An 18,951-nucleotide genomic window follows, 5' to 3' on the forward strand; every position below is an offset into this window, starting at 1 on the left:
CGGCCCGCAGGACTTTCGATTGGCCTGACCAGCCACCGGCGAGGGCCGATTCCGCCGTCCGCCGTCCGGAACACCCCTCCGACGGCGATAGCCTGACCCGGTGAGCAACAGCATCTACGTCGCTGCGCCGGAGGGGCTGACGGGCAAGTCCATGGTCGCCGTGGGCATCATCGAGGCCCTCACCAGGACCGTGAGCTCGGTCGGCGTGTTCCGTCCCGTCGTCCGCAGCGGGTCCGAGGACGCGATCCTGCACACCCTCCTCGGCCAGGCCGGGATCGACCAGAGCTACGAGGACGCCGTGGGCGTCACCTACGAGGACGTCCACCACGACCCCGACGCCGCGCTGCACCGCCTGGTCGAGAAGTTCGCCGGCATCAAGGAGAAGTACGAGTCGGTCGTGATCCTCGGCTCGGACTACACCGAGACGACCTCGCCGACAGAGCTCACGTTCAACGCCCGCGTCGCCGCCAACCTGAACACCCCGGTGGTGCTGGTCGTCTCCGGCCGCAACCGGACCCCGGAGGAGATCCGCTCCGCGGCCGAGGGCGGCCTCGCCGAGTTCTCCGCCCACCACGCCAAGGTGATCGCGGTCATCGCGAACCGGGTGTCGCGGATCGACCGCGCCTCCAGCGAGGAGGTCGACCCGGCCGACCTGGACGCCGTCCGCGCCGAACTGTCGAAGCTGCCCGGCGTGGTCACCGCCGCGCTGCCGGCCGACCGGCTGCTCGCCGCGCCCACCGTCCGCGCCCAGTTCGAGGCCGTCGAGGCCAACCTCGTGCTCGGCAACCCCGAACTGCTCGACCGCGAGAGCCAGGACATCCTGGTGGCCGCGATGACCCTGCCCAACGTGCTGCGGCGGCTCACGCCCGAGTCGACCGTGATCATGCCGGGCGACCGCTCGGACATGCTCCCCGGCCTGCTGCTCGCGCACGCGTCCGGCTCGTTCCCGCGACTGGCCGGCATCATCCTGCTCGGCGGCTACGAAATCCCCGACACGATCGTCACCCTCGTCGACAGCATCCACAACGAGCTGCCGATCGGGCTCACCCAGCTCGGCACCTACACCTCGTCGGACCGGATGTTCCGCCTCGAGGGCGCGATGACGTCCAGCCCCCGGAAGGTCGAGGTCGCGCGCCGGCTGTTCTCCGAGCACGTGGACACCTCTGCGCTGCTACAGGCGCTCCAGGTGCACCGCTCCGAGGTGGTCACCCCCCTGATGTTCGAGCACCAGCTCCAGGACCTCGCCCGCTCCGACCGCCGCACGATCGTGATGCCGGAGTCCACCGACGACCGGATCCTCGCCTCTGCCGACATCCTGCTCCAGCGCGGCGTGGCCAACCTGATCCTGCTGGGCGACGCCCAGGCCATCAAGCTGCGCGCCACCCAGCTGGGGCTGAGCCTGCTCGGCGTCCAGGTGGTCGACCCGAACGACCCCGAGCTCGTCGAGCGCTTCGCCGCCGAGTACGCCCGGCTCCGCGCCCACAAGGGCGTGAGCCTGGAGCAGGCGCGGGAGAAGCTGAAGGACCTGTCGTACTTCGGCACGATGATGGTGCACCTCGGCATGGCCGACGGCATGGTGTCGGGCGCGATCAACACCACCGCGAACACGATCCGCCCCTCCCTGGAGTTCATCAAGACCAAGCCCGGCGTGCGCGTGGTGTCGGGCTCATTCCTGATGTGCATGCCCGACCGCGTGGTGGTCTACGCCGACTGCGCGGTGAACCCCGACCCGACCGCGGAGCAGCTGGCCGACATCGCGATCAGCTCCGCCGAGACCGCGATCGCCTTCGGCATCGAGCCGCGCGTGGCGATGCTCAGCTACTCCACCGGCACCTCGGGCTCCGGCGCGGACGTCGACAAGGTGCGTGCCGCGACCGAGCTCGTCCGGGAGCGGATGCCGGAGCTCGCGCTCGAGGGCCCGATCCAGTTCGACGCCGCCGTCGACCCGGTGGTCGCCCGCACCAAGCTGCCCGACTCGCCGGTGGCGGGACGGGCGACGGTGTTCATCTTCCCCGACCTGAACACCGGCAACAACACCTACAAGGCCGTCCAGCGCTCCAGCGGCGCGGTCGCCATCGGTCCGGTCCTCCAGGGCCTGAACAGGGCCGTGAACGACCTCTCCCGCGGCGCGCTGGTCGAGGACATCGTCAACACCGTCGCCATCACCGCCATCCAGGCGCAGGCGGACCCCCGAGGAGGGAACTCGTGAGCACCCCGATCCTGCTGCTGAACTGTGGTTCCAGTTCGATCAAGTACCAGGTGATCGACGTCGACACCGAGGCGGTGGTGGCCTCCGGCATCATCCAGCGGATCGGTGAGGAGTCCGGCAGCCTGGACCACAAGCTGGACGGGGAAACCGTGCATGTCGACCGTGGCTTCCCGAACCACTCCCGGGCGCTGAACTACCTGGTGCGGGTGTTCAGCGCGCACGGCCCGGAGCTCGACACGATCCGGGCGGTCGGGCACCGCACCGTCCACGGCGGGGAGCGGTTCCGCTCCACCGTGGTGATCGACGACGAGGTGCTCGAGGGGCTGCGCGAACTCTCCCCCCTGGCCCCCCTGCACAACCCGCCCGGCATCGCCGGCATCGAGGCCGCCCGCGAGGCGCTGCCCGACGTCCCGCACGTGGCGATCTTCGACACCGCCTTCTTCGCCACCCTGCCCCGGGAGGCCTACACCTACGCGATCGACACCGAGACCGCCAGGGCGCACGGCATCCGCAAGTACGGCTTCCACGGCACCTCCCACAGCTACGTGTCGAAGAAGGTCGCCGAGATCCTCGGACGCGACTACGCCGAGCTCAACCAGATCGTGTGCCACCTGGGCAACGGCGCGTCCATCTCGGCCATCCGCGGCGGGGTCGCCGTCGACACCTCGATGGGCCTCACCCCGCTGGCCGGCCTGGTCATGGGCACCCGCTCCGGTGACGTCGACCCCGGCCTGCACGCGTTCCTCGGCCGCGAACTCGGCCTCGACCTCGCCGGCGTCGACAACCTGCTGAACAAGAAGTCCGGCATGCTCGGGCTGTCCGGCGTCACCGACTTCCGCGACCTGCTCGAACTGATCCACGACGGGGACGAGGCCGCGGAACTCGCGCTCGACGTGTACTGCCACCGGCTGCTCAGCTACATCGGCTCCTACCTCGCCGTCCTCGGACGGGTCGACGTGCTCACCTTCACCGCCGGCGTCGGCGAGAACAACCCGGTCGTCCGCGCCAAGGTCGTGAACCGGCTGGCCGCTCTCGGCTTCGTCCTCGACGAGCAGGCGAACCAGGCGCGCTCGAAGGACCCGCGGGTGATCTCCACCCCCGACTCGCCCGTGACCGTCATGGTGGTGCCGACCAACGAGGAGCTGGCCATGGCCCGCGAGGCGAAGGCCGCCATCTCCTGACGGCGCCCGGCCCTACGACAGGGCGAAGTCGACCGCGGCCTGCGCGTGCAGGCGGGTGGTCGCGAAGACGGGGAGTTCCACGTCCCCCGGGCCCACGAGGAGTTCGATCTCGGTGCAGCCGAGGATGACTCCTTCGGCGCCGCGCGCGGCGAGGCGTCCGATCACCTCGACGAAGGCGGCGCGAGAGGCGTCCTCCACCCGTCCAAGGACGAGTTCTGTGTAGATCACGCGGTCGACCAGCGCGCGGTCGCCGGCGTCCGGGGTGAGGACGGTGAGCCCGCGCGCCACGAGCCGGTCCGCGTAGAATGACTCCTCCATCGTGAACCGCGTCCCGAGCAGGGCGACCGTGCCGAGCCCCGACGCGACCACCGCGTCGGCCGTCACGTCGGCGAGGTGCAGCAGCGGGACGCCGATCGCCGCGGCGACGGTGTCGGCCACCTTGTGCATGGTGTTGGTGCAGATCAGCACCGCGTCCGCCCCCGCGGCCTCGAGGCCCCGGGCCTGCCCGGCGAGCAGGTCGCCCGCCGCGTCCCACCGGCCCGCGGACTGCATGGCCTCGATCTCGGCGAAGTCGACCGACGCCAGCACGCACCGCGCCGAGTGCAGGCCGCCCAGGCGCTGCTTCACGCCCTCGTTGAGCAGTCGGTAGTACAGGGCGGAGCTCTCCCAGCTCATGCCACCGATGAGGCCGATGCAGCGCATGGGCCCGATGCTAGTGCCGCCCCCACCGGGGCGCCGCCCGTCCGCCGTCCACAGGCTCTGTCCACAGTGGGGATAACTACACCGATGTCATTCCGTGGGCTCACCGCGGGTTTCGGCGCGCACGAGCCCGGCTCTTCCGCGCGCTCCTGTGTCGCCGCGGGCTTCGACGCGCCTGCGGCCCCGAATTGAGGGCATTTGCGCGCCGAAACCCGCGGCGACCTCTGAGCGGTGGCCGGGCCGGCGCCGGTGCGCGCCGAAACCCGCGGTGGGCGCTGGGCGCGGAACGTCGTTTGTTCGTGCCTGTGGGCGGGTACGGGGAGGGTGAAGCGCGAATCGACGTGCACGCAAGGAGGTAGCCATGACCGACAGCGTCAACGAGTACGGGCTGGGTACGCCCGACACGCAGGACGAATCCCCGGTGGCCGACGACTTCACCACCGATCCCCTCGCCCACGGCCTGGGCGCACGCGACGTGGCCGACGACGAGGGCCACGACAGCGTCCCGGAGGGCGGGCGCCGCAACCACCTCGAGCACGGCATGGTCGGTGCCGGTCCGGACGAGACGGTGGACGCACCCCCGAACGATCCGCTGCGCCACGGGTTGGGCACAGCGGACCGGGCGAACTGATCCCATCCCCCGCACGGCCGGGCCACCTCCTGGTGGTCCGGCCGTCGCCGTGTCAGCCCCGGGAGAGGCCGCCGGCCAGCAGGCCGATGCCGAACTCGTAGGCCTCGTCCGTGCTGCCCCCGAGCTGGAAGCCGCCGAGGGCCTCCATCCGCAGAAACCCGGACGCCCAGGCCGTCACCGTCCGCGCCGCGTCCAGTGCCCGCTCGGGGCCGGCGAGTTCCTCGCTCACGCGCAGCACCGGCGCGACGGACGCGGCGAACAGGGCCGGGTCCGGGGCCATCGCCGCCGGCAGGGGCGTGAACAGCAGCCCGTAGGCGGACGGGTCCCGCCGGGCGAAGTCCCGCAGCGCCGCGGCGAGCGCACGCAGGTCGCGCTCGGCGTCCCCGGTGTGCGCCGCGTCCTCCAGCAGCGTGCCGACCTCGGCCAGCACCTGTTCCGCGACCAGCCGGACGAGCGCGGAGCGGTCCTGCACCCGCTTGTACAGCGAGGGGGCACGGACGCCGACGCGCGCGGCCACCCGCTGCATGGTCAGCCCGTCGAGGCCCTCGGCGGCGAGCACCTCCCGGCCGGCGGCGACGATCGCGGCCACCGACGTCCGCGGGACGGTGGGCATACGCACTCCTTCTGATGGCTATTGCTCTTAGCCTTAATGGCTAACTACTCTAGCCATGGCGTCATCATGACACGACCGGCACGAGGAGGACCATGCTCACGCTCACCAATCTCGCCCTCCGCTTCGCGCTGGAGCTCGCCGGGCTCGTCGCGGCCGGCTACGCAGCCAACGCCCTCGTCGACGGGCCGCTGCGTTGGCCGGCCACCGTCGCCGCGCCCGTGGCCCTGGCGGTCCTCTGGGGCCTGGTCGTGGCCCCCAACGCCACCAACGGCCTCGCCCCGCACACCCGCGAGGTGATCGGCTCGGCCGCCCTGCTGGTGGCCGCCGCGGCGGTCGCGCTGGCGGGCCGGCCGGTGCCGGCCGCCGTGCTCGCCGGGCTGGTCGTCGCCAACACCGTCGTGCTGCTCGCCACCCCCGCGGAGGTGACCCGATGAGGCTCGCGGACGGCCTGCACCGGGTCGGCAACGACATCGTCGCCTGCTACCTCGTCGCCGATACCGACGGGGTCACCCTGTTCGACGCCGGCCTGGCCGGCCAGTGGAACGAGTTCCTCGCCGAACTGGCGGCGATGGGACGCACCCTCGGCGACGTGCGCGCCGTGGTGCTGACGCACGGGGACGAGGACCACCTCGGGTTCGCCGAGCGGCTGCGCCGTGACCACGGCGTGCCGGTCTGGGTGCACGAGTCGGACGCCGGCCGCGCGCGCGGCGAGGGCAAGCCGCCGGTGGCCTGGGGACGCGTCCGCCCCCTGCCGCTGCTGCGCTTCCTCGGCTACGCCGCCGGCAGGGGCGGCCTGCGCACCACCTACCTCCGTGAGGTGCGGACCTTCACCGCCGGGGAACGGCTGCCGGTGCCGGGCGCACCGCTGGTCGTCGGGATGCCCGGGCACTCCCCCGGCAGCGTCGCGCTCCACGTTCCCGCGCTCGACGCGGTGGTCGTCGGGGACGCCCTGACCACGCGCCACGTGCTCACCGGAGAGGAGGGCCCCCGCCCCGCGCCGTTCACCGACGACCCGCGGGCCGCCCTCGACTCCCTCGCCGCGCTGGAGCGGCTGGACGCCCGGTGGGTGCTGCCCGGGCACGGCGCGCCGTGGGACAGGGGTACCGCGGAGGCGGTCCGGCACGTCCGGCAGGCCACGCCCGTCGGCTGAGTCCCGTCCTGCTGATGCTCCCGAACCGGGAGGTCAGCCCCGACCGGTCGCCCACAGGCCGAGCACCAGCAGGTCCTCGCGCAGGTAGTTCGCGGCCCAGAAGTACCAGGGCGTGCGGCTGCTCGCGTGGGTGGCGTCCGGGCCGGCCGCCGCGGCGATGCGCCCGGCCCGGTACACGTGGAACTCGTCGGTGACGAACGCCACCCGGTAGCCCGCCGGCAGGCGAGCGTCGAGCAGCGCGCGGGAGAACGTGAAGTTCTCCTCGGTGGAGGTGGCCCGGTCCTCGACCACGATCCGGTCGTCGGGGACACCACGGGCGCGCAGGTACTCGCGCATCGCGACGGCCTCGGGCAGGTCCTCCTGCGGCCCCCGCCCCCCGGTGACCACCAGCAGCGCCCGCGGGTTCCGCGCGTGGTAGTCCACGGCCCGGTCGAGGCGGCCGGAGAGGGTGCGCGAGAGTTCGCTGCCGTGCACGGCAGCACCGAGGACGATCACCGCGTCCTCGTCGTGGCGGACGTCGTCCGCGGTGCCGACCACGGCCAGGAACGCCGACAACGGCACGACGAGCAGGGCCACCAGGACCGCGACGGCGGTCAGCCACCGGACGCGGCGCAGGCGCGGGAACCAGCCGCCCCACGCCAGCAGGCCGAGCCCGAGGAGGGCCGCGGCGCCCGTCCCGACGGTGAGGTTCGCGGTGAGGGCCAGCCAGGCGGCGTTCGCGGTGAGGGCGGCACCGAGGACGAGCAGCAGCGTGCGCAGCACCCGTCCGCCGGCTCCCATGGCCGCCACCCTAGCCCGGTGCCGGACGCGGCCCCGCGGGCGCGCGACCGGCTCAGGCGGCGTCGTCGTCGGTGGTGACCCGGGCGACGTGCAGCGAGAGGTAGGACACCTCGTCGTCGGTCAGGGACGCCCCGAGGCGGAGCTCCAGCAGGGCGGCGAGCCGCACCGCGCACTCGGCCGCCCGGGGGTAGGCGTCGCGGATCGCCACGCCGATCGTGGAGTGCTCACCGCTGAGCTGGCGGTGCTGGTGGATGCGCACGAACAGGTAGCGCAGGTGGGTGACGAACCGTCCGACGCTCACGCTGCCGGAGTCGAGCGGCAGCCCGTACGACTGCTCGATGACCGCCACCATCTGCTGGATGATGCCGGTCATCTTGTAGGTGTAGGAGAGGTCGCCGGTGGCGAACCCCGCGTTCACCAGGTGCAGCGCCAGCCCGACCGCCTCCACCTCCGGCAGCGGCACCTCCGCGGCACGGTTGATGGCGTGCAGCAGCGCGAGCGCCTGCTGGTACTCCTCGTTGTACAGGTGCTGCACCTCGGCGAGCAGCGGGTACTCCAGGTCCATGCCGAGCGCGACCCGGCGCAGCGCGAAGCTGACGTGGTCGGCCAGCGCGATCACCAGGGACGGGTTGCGCGACACCGTGTCGAGGCCGACCTCGGCCAGCGCCTGCCCGACGAGCTGGATGTGCTCGGGCGGGATGCCCGAGAGCAGGTGCGCCAGGTGGTCGGGATCACGCCCGTCCACCGGGACGAAGACCCGGACCACCTTCTCCGGGTCGACGGCCTGGCCCGGCCGGGCCTGGAATCCCAGGCCACGGCCGGTCAGGATCACTTCGCGTCCGGCATCGTCCAGCGCGAGGACGAGGTTGTTGTTGAAGACGCGTGCGATTTCCATCTCAGGTCCGGTCGAAGCCTCTAGGGGGTCACATCAATGATGGGGTCCCCGAGGGCCACGACGTCGGACGTCCGCGGAACAACCGCCTCCAGGGTCATGGTGTTGATCACCACGACCACGGTGGTGGTGTCGTACCCCGCTGCCTTGATCGCGTCGAGGTCGACGTTGGCGAGTACGTCGCCGGCCATCACGTGCTGGTCCTTGGCGACAGCGACGGAGAAGCCCTTGCCGTTGAGCCGGACGGTGTCGATGCCCACGTGCACCAGCACCTCCACGCCGTCGTCGGTCTTGATGCCGAAGGCGTGGCCGCTGTCCGGGACGGTGACCAGCACGCCGGAGACCGGGGCGACGACCCGTCCGGAGCTGGGCTCGATGCCGACGCCCTCACCGAGGGCCTTGGACGCGAACACCTTGTCCTTCACGTCGGCCAGCGCGACGACCTTGCCGGCCACCGGGGCGGCCACCACGTCGGTGCGGACCAGCGTGGCCACGCCACCGCCGGCAGCTGCGACGGCCGCGGGAGCGGCGGACGGGGCGGCGAGGGCCTCGGCCTTGCGGGCCTTCTCCATGGCGAGGTCGGCCTCGGCCTGGGCGCGATCGGCCTCCTCCTCCGCCTTCTGCTCCGGGGTGCGGTAGTCGGAGATGATGACCAGGATCATCGCGGTGGCGAACGCCGCGGCGATCGAGATGCCGTAGACCCACATCGGGCTGAACACCGGGATGGTGAGCAGGGAGGTGAAGGCGAACACGCTGGTCTTGACGCCGCCGCTGGCCCAGCCGAGCAGGCCGGTGAGGACGCCGCCGACCGCACAGCCGATGAGCATGCGGGGGTAGATCCGCTTGTAGCGCAGGTGGATGCCGTACAGGGACGGCTCCGAGATGCCGCCGAGCAGGCCGGCTGCGAGGGCACCGGTCGCGACCTCCTTCATCTCGGTGTTCCGGTTGCGCCACGCGATGAACAGCACGCCGGCGGTCGCGCCGAAGCAGGCGAAGTTCCACGAACCCATGGGGCCCTGGATGAAGTCGTAGCCGAGGGTGTTGATGTTCACCAGCATGAGCGCGTTCAGCGGCCAGTGCAGGCCCAGCGGCACGAGGAACGGGTAGAGCAGCGGGATGATGATCGCGAACACGATCGGGGCGCTGGTGTTGAGCCACGCGAGTCCGGAACCGAGGCCGTTACCGAGCCAGATTCCGAGCGGGCCGATCAGGAATGCGGTCACCGGAATCATGATCAGCATCGAGAAGAACGGCACGAAGACCATCTGGATGTTCTCCGGGAACACCTTCTTCAGCGCCTTGTAGACCAGGGCGAGAACGGCGACCATGATCAGCGGCACGAACACCTGGCCGCCGTAGTCGTTCAGCTGCATCGGCAGGCCGAAGATGTTGGCGACGCACGACTGGGTGCCCAGCAGCGGGTTGGTGGTACAGACGGTGTCTGCCGCCTTCGACAGGCTGATGAACTCGGGGGTCATCATCGCGCCCATCACCGTCGCGCCCACCCACGGGTCGACGTTCAGCTTCTTGGAGGCGTTGTAGGCGACCATGATCGGCAGGAAGTAGAACACCGCGCGCCACATGGCGTCCCAGAACACCCAGCCGGCCGGCTTGTCCGCGGAACGGAAGTCGATGATGCCCAGGGCGTCGAGCACCGCGGCGAACGCGATGATCAGCGACGCGCCCAGCAGCACGCCCAGCAGCGGCCGGAACGAGTCGGACAGGTACTCGAAGAACGCGTCCAGCCAGGCGACCTTGCCGCGGGCCTTGGCCCGCTCGCGGGCCTTCACGTCGGCGTCGGAGACGCCCTTGCCGACGTTCGCCATCGCCGGCAGGTTCATGATCTCGTTGAAGGTGGTCTGGACGCCGCCGCCGATGACCACCTGGTAGCGGTCGCCGCTCTGCGGCACGGCCCCCATCACGCCGGGCACCTTCTCGACGGCCTTCACGTCGATGCCGGAGGCGTCCTTCAGTTCGAACCGAAGGCGCGTGGCGCAGTGCGTCAGGCTGAGGACGTTGTCAGCGCCGCCGACGGCGTCGACGATCGCCTCCGCCGTACTTCGCTTCGTCGTGGACTCCATTGTCGATTTCCTTTCCCCGTTCTGGCCCGAAAAACAAAAAAGACCCGAGACGCACTGTGTGCATCTCAGGTCTTGCCCCGCATGGGTAACAACCCTGTTCGAGCGACTCGCTCGCCAACGAGGGTAATCCCGGTGGCGCGGGCGCGTCAATCGCGACGTTTCACGAACAGCTCGCACTCGGTGTCGTAGTAGCGGTCGGTGGGCCCGAGGCGGGTCATGCCGAGGCGCTCGCACACCGCCTGCGAGGCCAGGTTCTGGGGGTAGGTGACGGCGTACACCTCGGTCAGGCCGTGCGCCCAGGCGTTCTCGACCAGGCGCCCGCCCGCCTCGGTGGCGTAGCCGTGGCCCCACGCCCGCGGGTGCAGGTGCCAGCCCACCTCGGTGTCGGCGGTGGGCTCCCCGGTGCCGCTGGCCGGCAGGAGCTTCATCAGGGCCGAGCCGACCGGGAGGTCCTCACCCTTCGGCACGATCGCCCACACCCCGTGCACCTCCCCGGTCAGGGCCGACCAGCGGGCGAGGGCGGCCTCGGCGTCGGACCGGTCGATCCACGCCTGCGGGGTGGCGCCGAGGTAGCGGGCCACCTCCCAGCGGGAGTAGATGTCGAAGGCGGCGTCGACGTCGTCGTCGGTCCAGGGACGCAGCACGAGGCGGTCGGTCAGGAGCGTCACGGGCATGGACGCCACCCTAGCCCGGCGGCGATCATGGGCCGGTGCACCCCTTCCCCGATCCCGCCCGGCGTGCCCGGCTGGCCCGGCGGCACGGCCTCCACCCCGGCCACCGTCTCGCCGACGCCGTGTCCGTGACCGCTGCGATGACGGTGCTGCACGCGACCGAGGCGCCCACCGTCCACCTGGCCGTGGCCGCGCGGAGCGAAGGGGTGACGATCGCCGACGTCGACGCCGAGCTCTACCGGCGCCGGACACTGGTGAAGCAGCTCGCAATGCGGCGCACGCTGTTCGTCTTCCCGCGCGACCTGCTGCCGGCGGCCTGGGGGAGCGCCTCGGCCCGGGTCGCCGCAGCAGAGGGACGCCGGCTCGCGGCCGACATCGAGAAGGCGGGGGCTGCCGCGGACGGTTCGGCCTGGCTGGAGGAGGCGGCCGCTGCCGTGCTCGAACGCCTCGCCGGCGGCGAGGAGCTGGACGCCGCCACCCTGCGCGGCGAGGTCCCCGCGCTGGCCACCCGGATCGTGTTCGGCAGCGGCAAGTGGTCACAGGAGGCGCCGGTCGCGCCCCGCCTGCTGACGGTGCTGGGGGCACGCGGCCTGCTCGTGCGCGGGAGCAACGGCGGCCACTGGCGCCTCTCGAAGCCGCGGTGGACGCCGATGGCCTCGTGGCTGGGCGAGGAGCCGGCGCCCCTTCCGGAGGCGGCCGGCTACGCGGAACTCGTCCGGCGCTGGTTGTGGACGTTCGGCCCCGGGACCGAGGCCGACCTCGTGTGGTGGCTCGGCGCGACGAAGGCGGCCGTGCGTCGCGCGCTCGCGGACGTGGCGGCGGTCGGCGTCCGCCTGGACTCGGGCGAGACCGGCTGGGTGCTGCCGGGCGACGAGGAGCCGGACGTGCCGGTGGAGCCGTGGGGGGCGCTGCTGCCCACGCTCGATCCCACAACGATGGGGTGGAAGCAGCGGGACTTCTACCTCGACCCCGACGACGTCCCGTTCCTGTTCGACAGCGTCGGCAACGCCGGCACCACCGCCTGGTGGGACGGCCGCGTGGTCGGCTGCTGGGTGCAGGACGCCGACGGGACCGTGCGGGTCGTGTACCGCCGCGACCCCGGTTCGGACGCCCGCGCGGCCCTGGCGCACGAGGCGGCCCGCTTGACGGACTGGATGGGCGGCGAGGTGGTCACGAACGTGTTCGCGTCCCCCCAGGTGCGGGGCGAGCGCCTGCGCTGAGGCCGTCCGGCGGCCGGCGCACCGCCGAGGTTTGACGCGGAGGGCGGGGAGCGCGCACTCTGGACGGCATGTGGAACTGACCTCTCGCCCTGTCCCCGCGATCGAAGGTCTTCCGTGTCCGCATCCCTCCTGCTCTCCGGCGTCGCCGCGTCCTTCGGCGCCCGCCCGCTCTTCTCCGGCCTCGACCTGACCCTCGCGCCCGGAGACGTCACCGCGCTCGTCGGGCCCAACGGGTCGGGCAAGACCACGCTCCTGCGGATCGTCGCGGGCGAGCACGCCGCCGACAGCGGCACCGTCCGGCTGTCGCCCCCGGGCGCCAGCGTCGGCCACCTGCCGCAGGCGCCGCCCTCGCCGCAGGACACGATCCTCGGCTACGCCCGGCGCCGCACCGGTGTCGGCCCCGCCCAGGAGGCCTTCGAGGCCGCAGCCGACCGCCTCGCCGCGGGGGTGGAGCAGGCAGGGGAGCGGTACGCCCACGCCCTTGACGCATGGCTCGCGCTCGGCGGCGCCGACCTCGACGTGCGGCTGGCCGAGGTGCTCGCCCGCCTCGACCTGGACGTCGCCCTCGACCGTCCGCTCGGCAGCCTGTCCGGCGGGCAGGCGGCGCGGGCCGGGCTGGCGACCATCCTCGTCAGCCGCTACGACCTGCTGCTGCTGGACGAGCCGACCAACAACCTCGACGCCGCCGGCCTCGACGCGCTCACGGCGTTCGTCCGGGCCGTGGGCTCGCCGGTGCTGCTGGCCTCGCACGACCGGGACTTCCTGGACGCGGTGGCCACGTCGGTGCTCGAGCTCGACATCGCGCAACAGGCGGTGAACGCCTACGCCGGGGGCTGGACGGCGTACCGGGAGGAACGCGCGCGGGCCCGCGCCCGGGCCGTCGAGGACTACGAGGCCTCCCTTGCCCGGCGGGACGCCCTCCTCCAGCAGGCGCGGCGCAAGACCGAGTGGGCGCGGGAGGGCCGGGCCAGGGCGGATCGCCTGGGCCCGGGGAACAAGCTGGAGAAGAAGTACCGGGAGGACCGCGCGCGCCGGATGGACCAGCGCGCGGCACGCGTCCGCGACGCCGTCGAGCGCCTGCCGGAGGTGGAGCAACCCCGCAAGGAGTGGGAGTTGCGCTACGCCATCGGCGAGGCTCCCGCGCCCGCCGAGGTGGTGCTCACCCTCGAGTCGGTGGTCGTGGCGCGCGGCGGGTTCCGGCTGGGGCCGGTGTCGGCCCAGGTCGCGCGGGGGGACCGGGTGGCACTGCTCGGGCCGAACGGCACCGGCAAGTCCACCCTGCTGGACGCCGTGCTGGGCGTCCGCCCCCCGGCGTCCGGACGGGTCTCGTGGGGCACCCGCACCCGCGTCGGGACGATCGACCAGGGCCGCACGCTGGTCGGCGGCACCCGCCCGCTGGCGGAGGTGGTCTCCGCCCGCCTCGGCGATCCCGACCCGGTCGTGGTGCGGACGCTGCTCGCGAAGTTCGGGCTGGGGCCGGAACACGTCGGACGGCCCTGCGACACGCTCTCCCTCGGCGAGCGGACGCGCGCCGCGCTGGCCGTCCTCCAGGGCGGCGCGGTGAACGTCGTCGTGCTCGACGAGCCGACGAACCACCTCGACGCCGCGGCCATCGAGCAGCTGGAGGCCGCCCTGGGCGCGTTCTCCGGCACGCTGCTGATCGTCACCCACGACCGCGCGCTGCTCGACGGGCTGGCGCCGTCGGCCACCTGGGCGTTCCGGCGCGACGGCGACGAGGCGACGGTGGAGGTCCTTGCGGCGGGCTGAGCCGGGACGGCCGGGTCCCTCAGAAGGCGAGCAGCGAGAGCGACCCGATCGTCGGGTCGAGCAGGCGGGCCAGCAGCAGTGCGGTGCCGGCGGTGCCGACGAACAGGCCGAGGCAGCCGTCCGCGCGGACGCCGCCCGGCCAGTCCAGCGGGTCCTCCGGAGCGGTCGCCAGCAGGTCGGACGCGATCCGCCGCGCGGCCTCGAGGTGCGCGGGTTCGCCGAACACCTCGGCGGCGAGCACGAGCACGTCGAGCGGGCCGCCGGCACCGTGGCACAGCGTGAGCCCGCCCGGGACGGCGGCCAGCCCGCCGGAGCGCGCCAGCGCCGCGAGCCGGGTGAGTTCGCGCCCGCAGGCCAGCACGCCGGCGTGCGCCTCCGCGGCGAGCGCCTCCGCCGGATAGTCGAGGGCGAGCCCGAGCTGGAGCAGCCGCAGCCGCACCGCGGCGATGCCGGCGGCGCCGTGGCACCACATCACCGGGTAGGTGGGCGGACCGTCCCCCCGAAGGTCCGGCCACCCCCCGGTGACGGGATCGAACCAGGCCGCCTCCCAGCGCAGGCCCGCCGCCACCAGCGGCAGCGCCCGTCCGGCGACCTCGGGGACGGCGGCCGCGGCCTCGGCGAGCGCGAGCACGACCCCGGAGACCCCGTGCGCCAGTCCGCACAGCGCCTCCTCCTCGGGCCAGCACGCGCCTTCGCCGTCGCGGCGCGCGCCGTCGACGAGCGCGTCGACGACCGCGGCCACCTCCCTCGACCCCGTGCGGACCAGCGCCAGCAGGTCGCCGGCCAATCCCCCGCCGAGATCGAAGCCCCTGCCCCCGACGGGTGCGGAGCACGTCCTTGCGGCCGCGAGGTCCACCCCGGTGGACCCGCCGAGCAGGCCGGGCGCGCCCTCCGTCGCGCCGGCGGCCCGTCCGACATCGCGGCCGAGGGTGCGCAGTGCCCAGGCGATGCCCGCGTTGCCGTCGTAGAGCGCGCTGCGACCAGCGCTCAACGCCAACGGTTCCCCCCTCTGGTCGAGCTCCCAGGTCCCCCATCCGCACTGGTTCCCCTGGGGCACTGCGCACGTCTGCAGGGCGTCCACGCACCGGGCGAGCGCACGCTCCACCGGCGGGACGCCGACCGGCTCCGCGGTCATCGTCGTCCTCCTCGAAGATGGGGACGGTCCGGGTCGAGCCCGGCGGCGCGGAAGGCCGTCGCCGCGGTGTCGAGCGGGTCGCCACCGGCGGCGAAGCCGTCGGCCAGGACCTCGCACCGCTGCTGGCCGAAGCTCTGTTCCGTGCCCGGATCCTCTGCCCAGCACATGCCGGGCACCAGCGGCGCGGCCAGCGGCACGGCACCGGCCGGGTCGACGAGATCGGCCAGCGGCGGCAGCAGGGCGAACACGGCGTCGCGGTCGGCGTCGCGGACGTAGAGCACGACGGCGTCCGGACGGGCGAGCATCTCCGGCTGCGCCGCGACCTTCAGCGACCAGGCCAGCCCGGCGCCGTCCAGCGCGTCCGGAAGCCGGCGGGCGAGCTCGAGCACCCGGTGCGGCAGCACGGCGAAGTACACCCGGGTCACGTCGGGTCGGGCGCTGGTGACGTCCCAGCCGCCACCCCAGGCCCGCCACCAGCCCTCGGCCTCGTAGCCGCCCGCACGGGCAACAGCGACCACCACGTCCCCGGTCCTGGCGGGACGCCCGGGTCGCCCGGGCACCGAGTAGTCGCCGAGCGACACCGCACGGGACGCCCCGTCCGGCCCGGTGACGACGATGGTGCCGGCCAGGCCGGTGCCGGTGACCCGGCAGCCCGGGGCCCAGCGGCGGCTGTGCGCCACCCGGAGCTGGCCGGCGAGCGGGGGAGCCCCCGGCGCGGGCGCCGGGGCCTCCACCCCCTCCCGCGCCGCGGCGTACCAGCCGGCGTACAGGTCCCCCCCGGCCTGCCACACCCGGTACGCCTCGCGGATCGCCTGCTCATGCATGGACGCACTCCCTCCGGTGCGCCCCTGCCGCCCGGCGGGCCTGGTCGAGCAGGGTCGTCACGCTGCCGTCGGCGTCCGGCGTCCCCCCGCCGACCAGGACGCCGACGGCCTGCTGGTAGGCCGCCACGAGCAGCCGCACGCACCACAGCGCGTGGGCCGGCTCCGGAGCGGGACCTCCCGCGGCGCGGTAGGCCGCGTGGAGGCGTCGCCAGGCGAGTTCGCTCCAGCCGGGTGCGACCAGGCCGGCCACGACGCGGGCACCGGCCAGGTCCCAGGACGGGTCGCCCCGGCCGGCGGACTCCCAGTCGATGAGCCGCGCGCCGTCGGGCCCGACCAGCACGTTCGTCGCGCTGACGTCCCCGTGTGCCCAGCCCTCGGCCCGCCAGGCGGCCTTCGCAGCGAGGGCCACGTCGGCCAGGTCGGCCGCCGTCTCGAGCACGCGGGCGGGCACCTCGTGGTGCCGGGCGGAGTGCATGTGGGGCGGGAGCGCGTCCCGCATCGGCCAGGGCAGGTCCATCGCCGGAGTGGACGATCCGGCGCGCAGGCGGTGCAGGCCCGCCAGCGCGACCCCGACGGACGCGAACGCCTCGCTCAGCGCCCCGACGTCGCCGGACTGCGAGAGCTCGGCGAGGGAGCGTCCCTCGACCGCGGACAGCCACAGTTCGTGCGGGGTGCCCTGCGGGAGCGCCCGCGGCGCGGTGCCGGACGCGGCCAGGCGGCTGACCACCGCACGTTCGCGGGCCACCGTGTCCTCGCCGTTCAGCAGCGCCGCCTCACCCGTCCCCTTCACGAACGCCACCGGACGCCCGTCCCGCGCGAGGCACAGCACGGGGTTGGACCCGTCGATCCGGGTCACGGTCACCACGCCCGCCAGCGCAGAGGACGCGTCCACCAGCCCGGTGCGAACGGCCTGGGCCAGCACGGCGGCGGCGCTCGTCACGACGCCCCTCCCTGGAGCTCGACGCGCAGCTCCCGCACCTCCACCGGTACGCCGGAGACCTCGCCGGGGACGCGCGCCCTGTCGGCGGCGGCGGTCGCCGGGTCGACGTAGACGACGATCCCCGCGACGGTCCCGACCTCGCCGATGTCCACGCCGGTGACGCCGGGCAGCGCGAGGAACGCGTCCTCCACCTGCTCCTTGACCGGGCGTACCCGCTCGGCGTCGGCAGCGGAAAGGGCCATGGCTCCTCCTTCGGGTCGGTTATGGGAGCGGACATGCCGTCGCCTGATACGAGGGGGCCCCGGCGATCTCGCGCCGGGGCCCCCGTCGTGCGAACCACTACTGTCCGGTGCCCTGTTCCAGGCCGGCGAGGTAGGCGGCCCAGTACGAGGCGTCCATCGCCGGGCCGGTCACACCCGGGTCACCGGGGGTGCAGGCCAGGCTCGGGCACGCCAACGTCGGGCAGGCCAGGGTCGGGCAGGCCAGGGTCGGGCAGACCAGCGTCGGGCAGGCCCTGGTGGGGCACACCAGGGTCGGGCAGACGCGGGTGGGGCACACCCGCGTCGGGCACAGCCGGGTCGGGCACGTCACCACGGACGGGCAGGCGATGCTCGGGCAGACCGCCCACGACAGCCGCGGCACCAGGGTGTCGCCGATGCCCTGCGCGTCCCCGGCCTCCTGCGCGGCCGGTGCGGCGGCCCCGCTCGCCGCGGCGTAGCCCTCGGCGTAGCCCGCCGAGTACGCGTCCGCCTCGCCGTACCCGTAGTCGAGCTGCTCGCCGTCGAAGCCGTCGACGGGGAACTCCACCGGCCCACCGGGCGGCCCACCGCACACCGGCCCGGACACCACGCAGATCGGCGTCCGGGTGATGTCGTTGCAGACCACCGGCATCGTCGGGCAGACGATCGTCCGGGTCGGGCAGATCGTCAGCAGGCTCCGGCAGACGACGGCCAGCGTGTTCACGCAGCCGGTGGCCGGCCGGGTGAAGCAGGTCGCAGCCCGCGTCGGGCAGAGCACCGGCGTGGACGGACAGACCACGCGGGTGAACCGCTCGCAGATCACCGGCGAGGTCAGCGTGAACGTCCCTCCGGTGAGCATGGTCACGTCCAGCTCGCCGAGGACGTCGGCGATCGGGTTGGCGAAGGTGTTCGCCCCGTCCGTCGAACCGGCGAACAGCAGTCCCACGACGTGCCTGTCGTCGGTCATGATCACCGATCCCGAGTCCCCGTGGTCGGAGAAGCGCGTCGACCGCGTGGTGTCGGTGGCGATGCGCAGCTGGTTCCTCAGCGTCCGCAGCCCCACACCGTCCCCGTAGTCGACGGACACGGTGAAGTCGAGCGACTCCACGGTGCCGTAGGTGAGCTCGGTCGTGCGCCCGCGCTTGCGGACGGCCTGGTGCAGGACGGCGGCCGCCGTGCCCGCCACCGCGCCGATCCCGGTCACCTCAGCCTTCCACGCGCGCCCGGCGTCCAGTCGGGTGACCGACCCGTCCACGTGCTCGCTGATGACCGCCCGGGCGAGCGTGCCGAACTCGTCCCCGGGCGGGCTGCCCCCGTCCACGCGGCCCGGCTGACACTGGCGGTCGGACGTCGACCACCCGGTGTCCACCGCTGCCACGTGGAAGTTGGACAGCGCCATGGTGTCGCCGGTCGCGTTGTCCCTGACCAGCGCGCCGAGCGTGCCCACCATCACGTAGTTGCCGGGGGTCTCGACCTCCGGCGGCGTGAGGTAGAAGCTGCGCGAGGGTCCCATGGAGATCCCGCCCAGCAGCGGGGTGTAGGTGCCCGCGTCGACGAGGGCGTCGGTCCCCAGGCGCTCCCAGCGGGGCGACTGGAGCTCGATGCTCATCTCCTGCACGTCGGTCCGGATGCCGTCGATCTCCGCCGGGATGGCGTTGGCCTTCGACAGCCGCCCGGGCGGCACCTTCTTGTCGACGTAGACCACGATCGACAACTCGCCTGTCGGCCTGCCGTCGGTGATCTTCTCCGCGATGTCCACGGCGTTGACGCCGGGACGCGCGATGAGCTCGTCCTCCACCCTGGCCTTGACCGGTCGGATGGCGGCCCGAATCTCGTTGTTCATGGCCTGATCCCTTCCCTCCCCCTCGGTGTGGGGTCGTCGGCCATCCGACCCGGGTGCACGACAGGTGATACCGGGC

Annotated in this window: 18 protein-coding genes; 7 read left to right on the forward strand and 11 right to left on the reverse strand. The window is 73.3% G+C overall.

Annotated features, from left to right (window positions below):
• The first annotated feature begins 100 nt into the window (after positions 1-100).
• Both pta and ACFQQJ_RS11250 read left to right on the forward strand, forming a co-directional pair.
• Positions 101-2,209, forward strand: coding sequence for a phosphate acetyltransferase (pta, locus tag ACFQQJ_RS11245; protein WP_377106527.1), 2,109 nt, complete (start codon positions 101-103; stop codon positions 2,207-2,209).
• Entirely contained in the window at positions 2,206-3,390 is a 1,185-nt protein-coding gene (locus ACFQQJ_RS11250; protein WP_377106529.1) for an acetate/propionate family kinase, read from the forward strand. Before pta ends, ACFQQJ_RS11250 begins: the two co-directional genes overlap by 4 nt.
• A 12-nt stretch (positions 3,391-3,402) precedes the next feature.
• Here ACFQQJ_RS11250 and ACFQQJ_RS11255 read toward each other — a convergent pair whose 3' ends face one another.
• Complete coding sequence (locus ACFQQJ_RS11255; RefSeq protein ID WP_377106531.1) at positions 3,403-4,092, reverse strand: aspartate/glutamate racemase family protein; 690 nt, start codon at positions 4,090-4,092, stop codon at positions 3,403-3,405.
• A gap of 358 nt (positions 4,093-4,450) precedes the next feature.
• On the opposite strand from ACFQQJ_RS11255, the gene ACFQQJ_RS11260 reads away from it, so the two are divergent.
• Complete coding sequence (locus ACFQQJ_RS11260) at positions 4,451-4,720, forward strand: hypothetical protein (RefSeq protein ID WP_377106533.1); 270 nt, start codon at positions 4,451-4,453, stop codon at positions 4,718-4,720.
• 52 nt (positions 4,721-4,772) lie between these two features.
• On the opposite strand, the gene ACFQQJ_RS11265 is transcribed toward ACFQQJ_RS11260, so the two are convergent.
• Positions 4,773-5,333: a TetR/AcrR family transcriptional regulator gene (locus tag ACFQQJ_RS11265; RefSeq protein WP_377106535.1), complete on the reverse strand. Its 561-nt coding sequence runs from the start codon at positions 5,331-5,333 to the stop codon at positions 4,773-4,775.
• 92 nt (positions 5,334-5,425) lie between these two features.
• On the opposite strand from ACFQQJ_RS11265, the gene ACFQQJ_RS11270 reads away from it, so the two are divergent.
• Complete coding sequence (locus ACFQQJ_RS11270) at positions 5,426-5,767, forward strand: DUF2568 domain-containing protein (protein ID WP_377106536.1); 342 nt, start codon at positions 5,426-5,428, stop codon at positions 5,765-5,767.
• The gene (locus ACFQQJ_RS11275) at positions 5,764-6,483 is read left to right on the forward strand and encodes an MBL fold metallo-hydrolase (protein WP_377106538.1); all 720 of its coding nucleotides are present in this window, start codon (positions 5,764-5,766) and stop codon (positions 6,481-6,483) included. The genes ACFQQJ_RS11270 and ACFQQJ_RS11275 overlap by 4 nt, the downstream gene beginning before the upstream one ends.
• A 33-nt stretch (positions 6,484-6,516) precedes the next feature.
• On the opposite strand, the gene ACFQQJ_RS11280 is transcribed toward ACFQQJ_RS11275, so the two are convergent.
• From ACFQQJ_RS11280 to ACFQQJ_RS11295, 4 genes are all read right to left on the reverse strand, one after another.
• Positions 6,517-7,263 (reverse strand): YdcF family protein, encoded by a 747-nt coding sequence (locus ACFQQJ_RS11280; RefSeq protein WP_377106540.1) that lies wholly within the window; start codon positions 7,261-7,263, stop codon positions 6,517-6,519.
• A 52-nt stretch (positions 7,264-7,315) separates the two neighbouring features.
• Entirely contained in the window at positions 7,316-8,158 is an 843-nt protein-coding gene (locus ACFQQJ_RS11285) for a PRD domain-containing protein (RefSeq protein WP_377106542.1), read from the reverse strand.
• Between the two features lie 20 nt (positions 8,159-8,178).
• A complete protein-coding gene (locus ACFQQJ_RS11290; protein ID WP_377106544.1) occupies positions 8,179-10,236 on the reverse strand; it encodes a glucose PTS transporter subunit IIA in 2,058 nt (685 codons plus the stop codon).
• Between the two features lie 146 nt (positions 10,237-10,382).
• Complete coding sequence (locus ACFQQJ_RS11295; RefSeq protein WP_377106546.1) at positions 10,383-10,910, reverse strand: GNAT family N-acetyltransferase; 528 nt, start codon at positions 10,908-10,910, stop codon at positions 10,383-10,385.
• Between the two features lie 35 nt (positions 10,911-10,945).
• On the opposite strand from ACFQQJ_RS11295, the gene ACFQQJ_RS11300 reads away from it, so the two are divergent.
• Positions 10,946-12,127, forward strand: coding sequence for a winged helix DNA-binding domain-containing protein (locus ACFQQJ_RS11300; RefSeq protein ID WP_377106548.1), 1,182 nt, complete (start codon positions 10,946-10,948; stop codon positions 12,125-12,127).
• A 114-nt stretch (positions 12,128-12,241) separates the two neighbouring features.
• On the forward strand, positions 12,242-13,894 hold the full coding sequence (locus ACFQQJ_RS11305) for an ABC-F family ATP-binding cassette domain-containing protein (protein ID WP_377106550.1): 1,653 nt from the start codon (positions 12,242-12,244) through the stop codon (positions 13,892-13,894).
• 19 nt (positions 13,895-13,913) lie between these two features.
• On the opposite strand, the gene ACFQQJ_RS11310 is transcribed toward ACFQQJ_RS11305, so the two are convergent.
• From ACFQQJ_RS11310 to ACFQQJ_RS11330, 5 genes are all read right to left on the reverse strand, one after another.
• Positions 13,914-15,029 carry a lanthionine synthetase LanC family protein gene (locus ACFQQJ_RS11310; RefSeq protein WP_377106552.1) on the reverse strand — a complete coding sequence of 372 codons (1,116 nt, stop codon included), beginning with the start codon at positions 15,027-15,029 and terminating at the stop codon, positions 13,914-13,916.
• Positions 15,026-15,853 (reverse strand): T3SS effector HopA1 family protein, encoded by an 828-nt coding sequence (locus ACFQQJ_RS11315; RefSeq protein WP_377106554.1) that lies wholly within the window; start codon positions 15,851-15,853, stop codon positions 15,026-15,028. Before ACFQQJ_RS11315 ends, ACFQQJ_RS11310 begins: the two co-directional genes overlap by 4 nt.
• Positions 15,846-16,793, reverse strand: a complete 948-nt coding sequence (locus tag ACFQQJ_RS11320) for an aminoglycoside phosphotransferase family protein (protein WP_377106555.1) — start codon at positions 16,791-16,793, stop codon at positions 15,846-15,848. The genes ACFQQJ_RS11315 and ACFQQJ_RS11320 overlap by 8 nt, the downstream gene beginning before the upstream one ends.
• On the reverse strand, positions 16,790-17,035 hold the full coding sequence (locus ACFQQJ_RS11325) for a hypothetical protein (protein ID WP_377106557.1): 246 nt from the start codon (positions 17,033-17,035) through the stop codon (positions 16,790-16,792). Before ACFQQJ_RS11325 ends, ACFQQJ_RS11320 begins: the two co-directional genes overlap by 4 nt.
• A 97-nt stretch (positions 17,036-17,132) precedes the next feature.
• Positions 17,133-18,875, reverse strand: a complete 1,743-nt coding sequence (locus tag ACFQQJ_RS11330; RefSeq protein WP_377106559.1) for a hypothetical protein — start codon at positions 18,873-18,875, stop codon at positions 17,133-17,135.
• Between the last annotated feature and the right edge of the window lie 76 nt (positions 18,876-18,951).

Origin of the sequence: Propionicimonas sp. T2.31MG-18, from assembly GCF_964266745.1 — a bacterium.
Classification (GTDB): domain Bacteria; phylum Actinomycetota; class Actinomycetes; order Propionibacteriales; family Propionibacteriaceae; genus Propionicimonas.

What these genes read in the sequence shown, in the direction of transcription:
- ACFQQJ_RS11255 (WP_377106531.1), bottom strand. Translation starts at nt 4,092, where the DNA reads ATGCGCTGCATCGGCCTCATCGGTGGCATGAGCTGGGAGAGCTCCGCC.
- ACFQQJ_RS11260 (WP_377106533.1), top strand. Translation starts at nt 4,451, where the DNA reads ATGACCGACAGCGTCAACGAGTACGGGCTGGGTACGCCCGACACGCAG.
- ACFQQJ_RS11265 (WP_377106535.1), bottom strand. Translation starts at nt 5,333, where the DNA reads ATGCCCACCGTCCCGCGGACGTCGGTGGCCGCGATCGTCGCCGCCGGC.
- ACFQQJ_RS11270 (WP_377106536.1), top strand. Translation starts at nt 5,426, where the DNA reads ATGCTCACGCTCACCAATCTCGCCCTCCGCTTCGCGCTGGAGCTCGCC.
- ACFQQJ_RS11275 (WP_377106538.1), top strand. Translation starts at nt 5,764, where the DNA reads ATGAGGCTCGCGGACGGCCTGCACCGGGTCGGCAACGACATCGTCGCC.
- ACFQQJ_RS11280 (WP_377106540.1), bottom strand. Translation starts at nt 7,263, where the DNA reads ATGGGAGCCGGCGGACGGGTGCTGCGCACGCTGCTGCTCGTCCTCGGT.
- ACFQQJ_RS11285 (WP_377106542.1), bottom strand. Translation starts at nt 8,158, where the DNA reads ATGGAAATCGCACGCGTCTTCAACAACAACCTCGTCCTCGCGCTGGAC.
- ACFQQJ_RS11290 (WP_377106544.1), bottom strand. Translation starts at nt 10,236, where the DNA reads ATGGAGTCCACGACGAAGCGAAGTACGGCGGAGGCGATCGTCGACGCC.
- ACFQQJ_RS11295 (WP_377106546.1), bottom strand. Translation starts at nt 10,910, where the DNA reads ATGCCCGTGACGCTCCTGACCGACCGCCTCGTGCTGCGTCCCTGGACC.
- ACFQQJ_RS11310 (WP_377106552.1), bottom strand. Translation starts at nt 15,029, where the DNA reads ATGACCGCGGAGCCGGTCGGCGTCCCGCCGGTGGAGCGTGCGCTCGCC.
- ACFQQJ_RS11315 (WP_377106554.1), bottom strand. Translation starts at nt 15,853, where the DNA reads ATGCATGAGCAGGCGATCCGCGAGGCGTACCGGGTGTGGCAGGCCGGG.
- ACFQQJ_RS11325 (WP_377106557.1), bottom strand. Translation starts at nt 17,035, where the DNA reads ATGGCCCTTTCCGCTGCCGACGCCGAGCGGGTACGCCCGGTCAAGGAG.
- ACFQQJ_RS11330 (WP_377106559.1), bottom strand. Translation starts at nt 18,875, where the DNA reads ATGAACAACGAGATTCGGGCCGCCATCCGACCGGTCAAGGCCAGGGTG.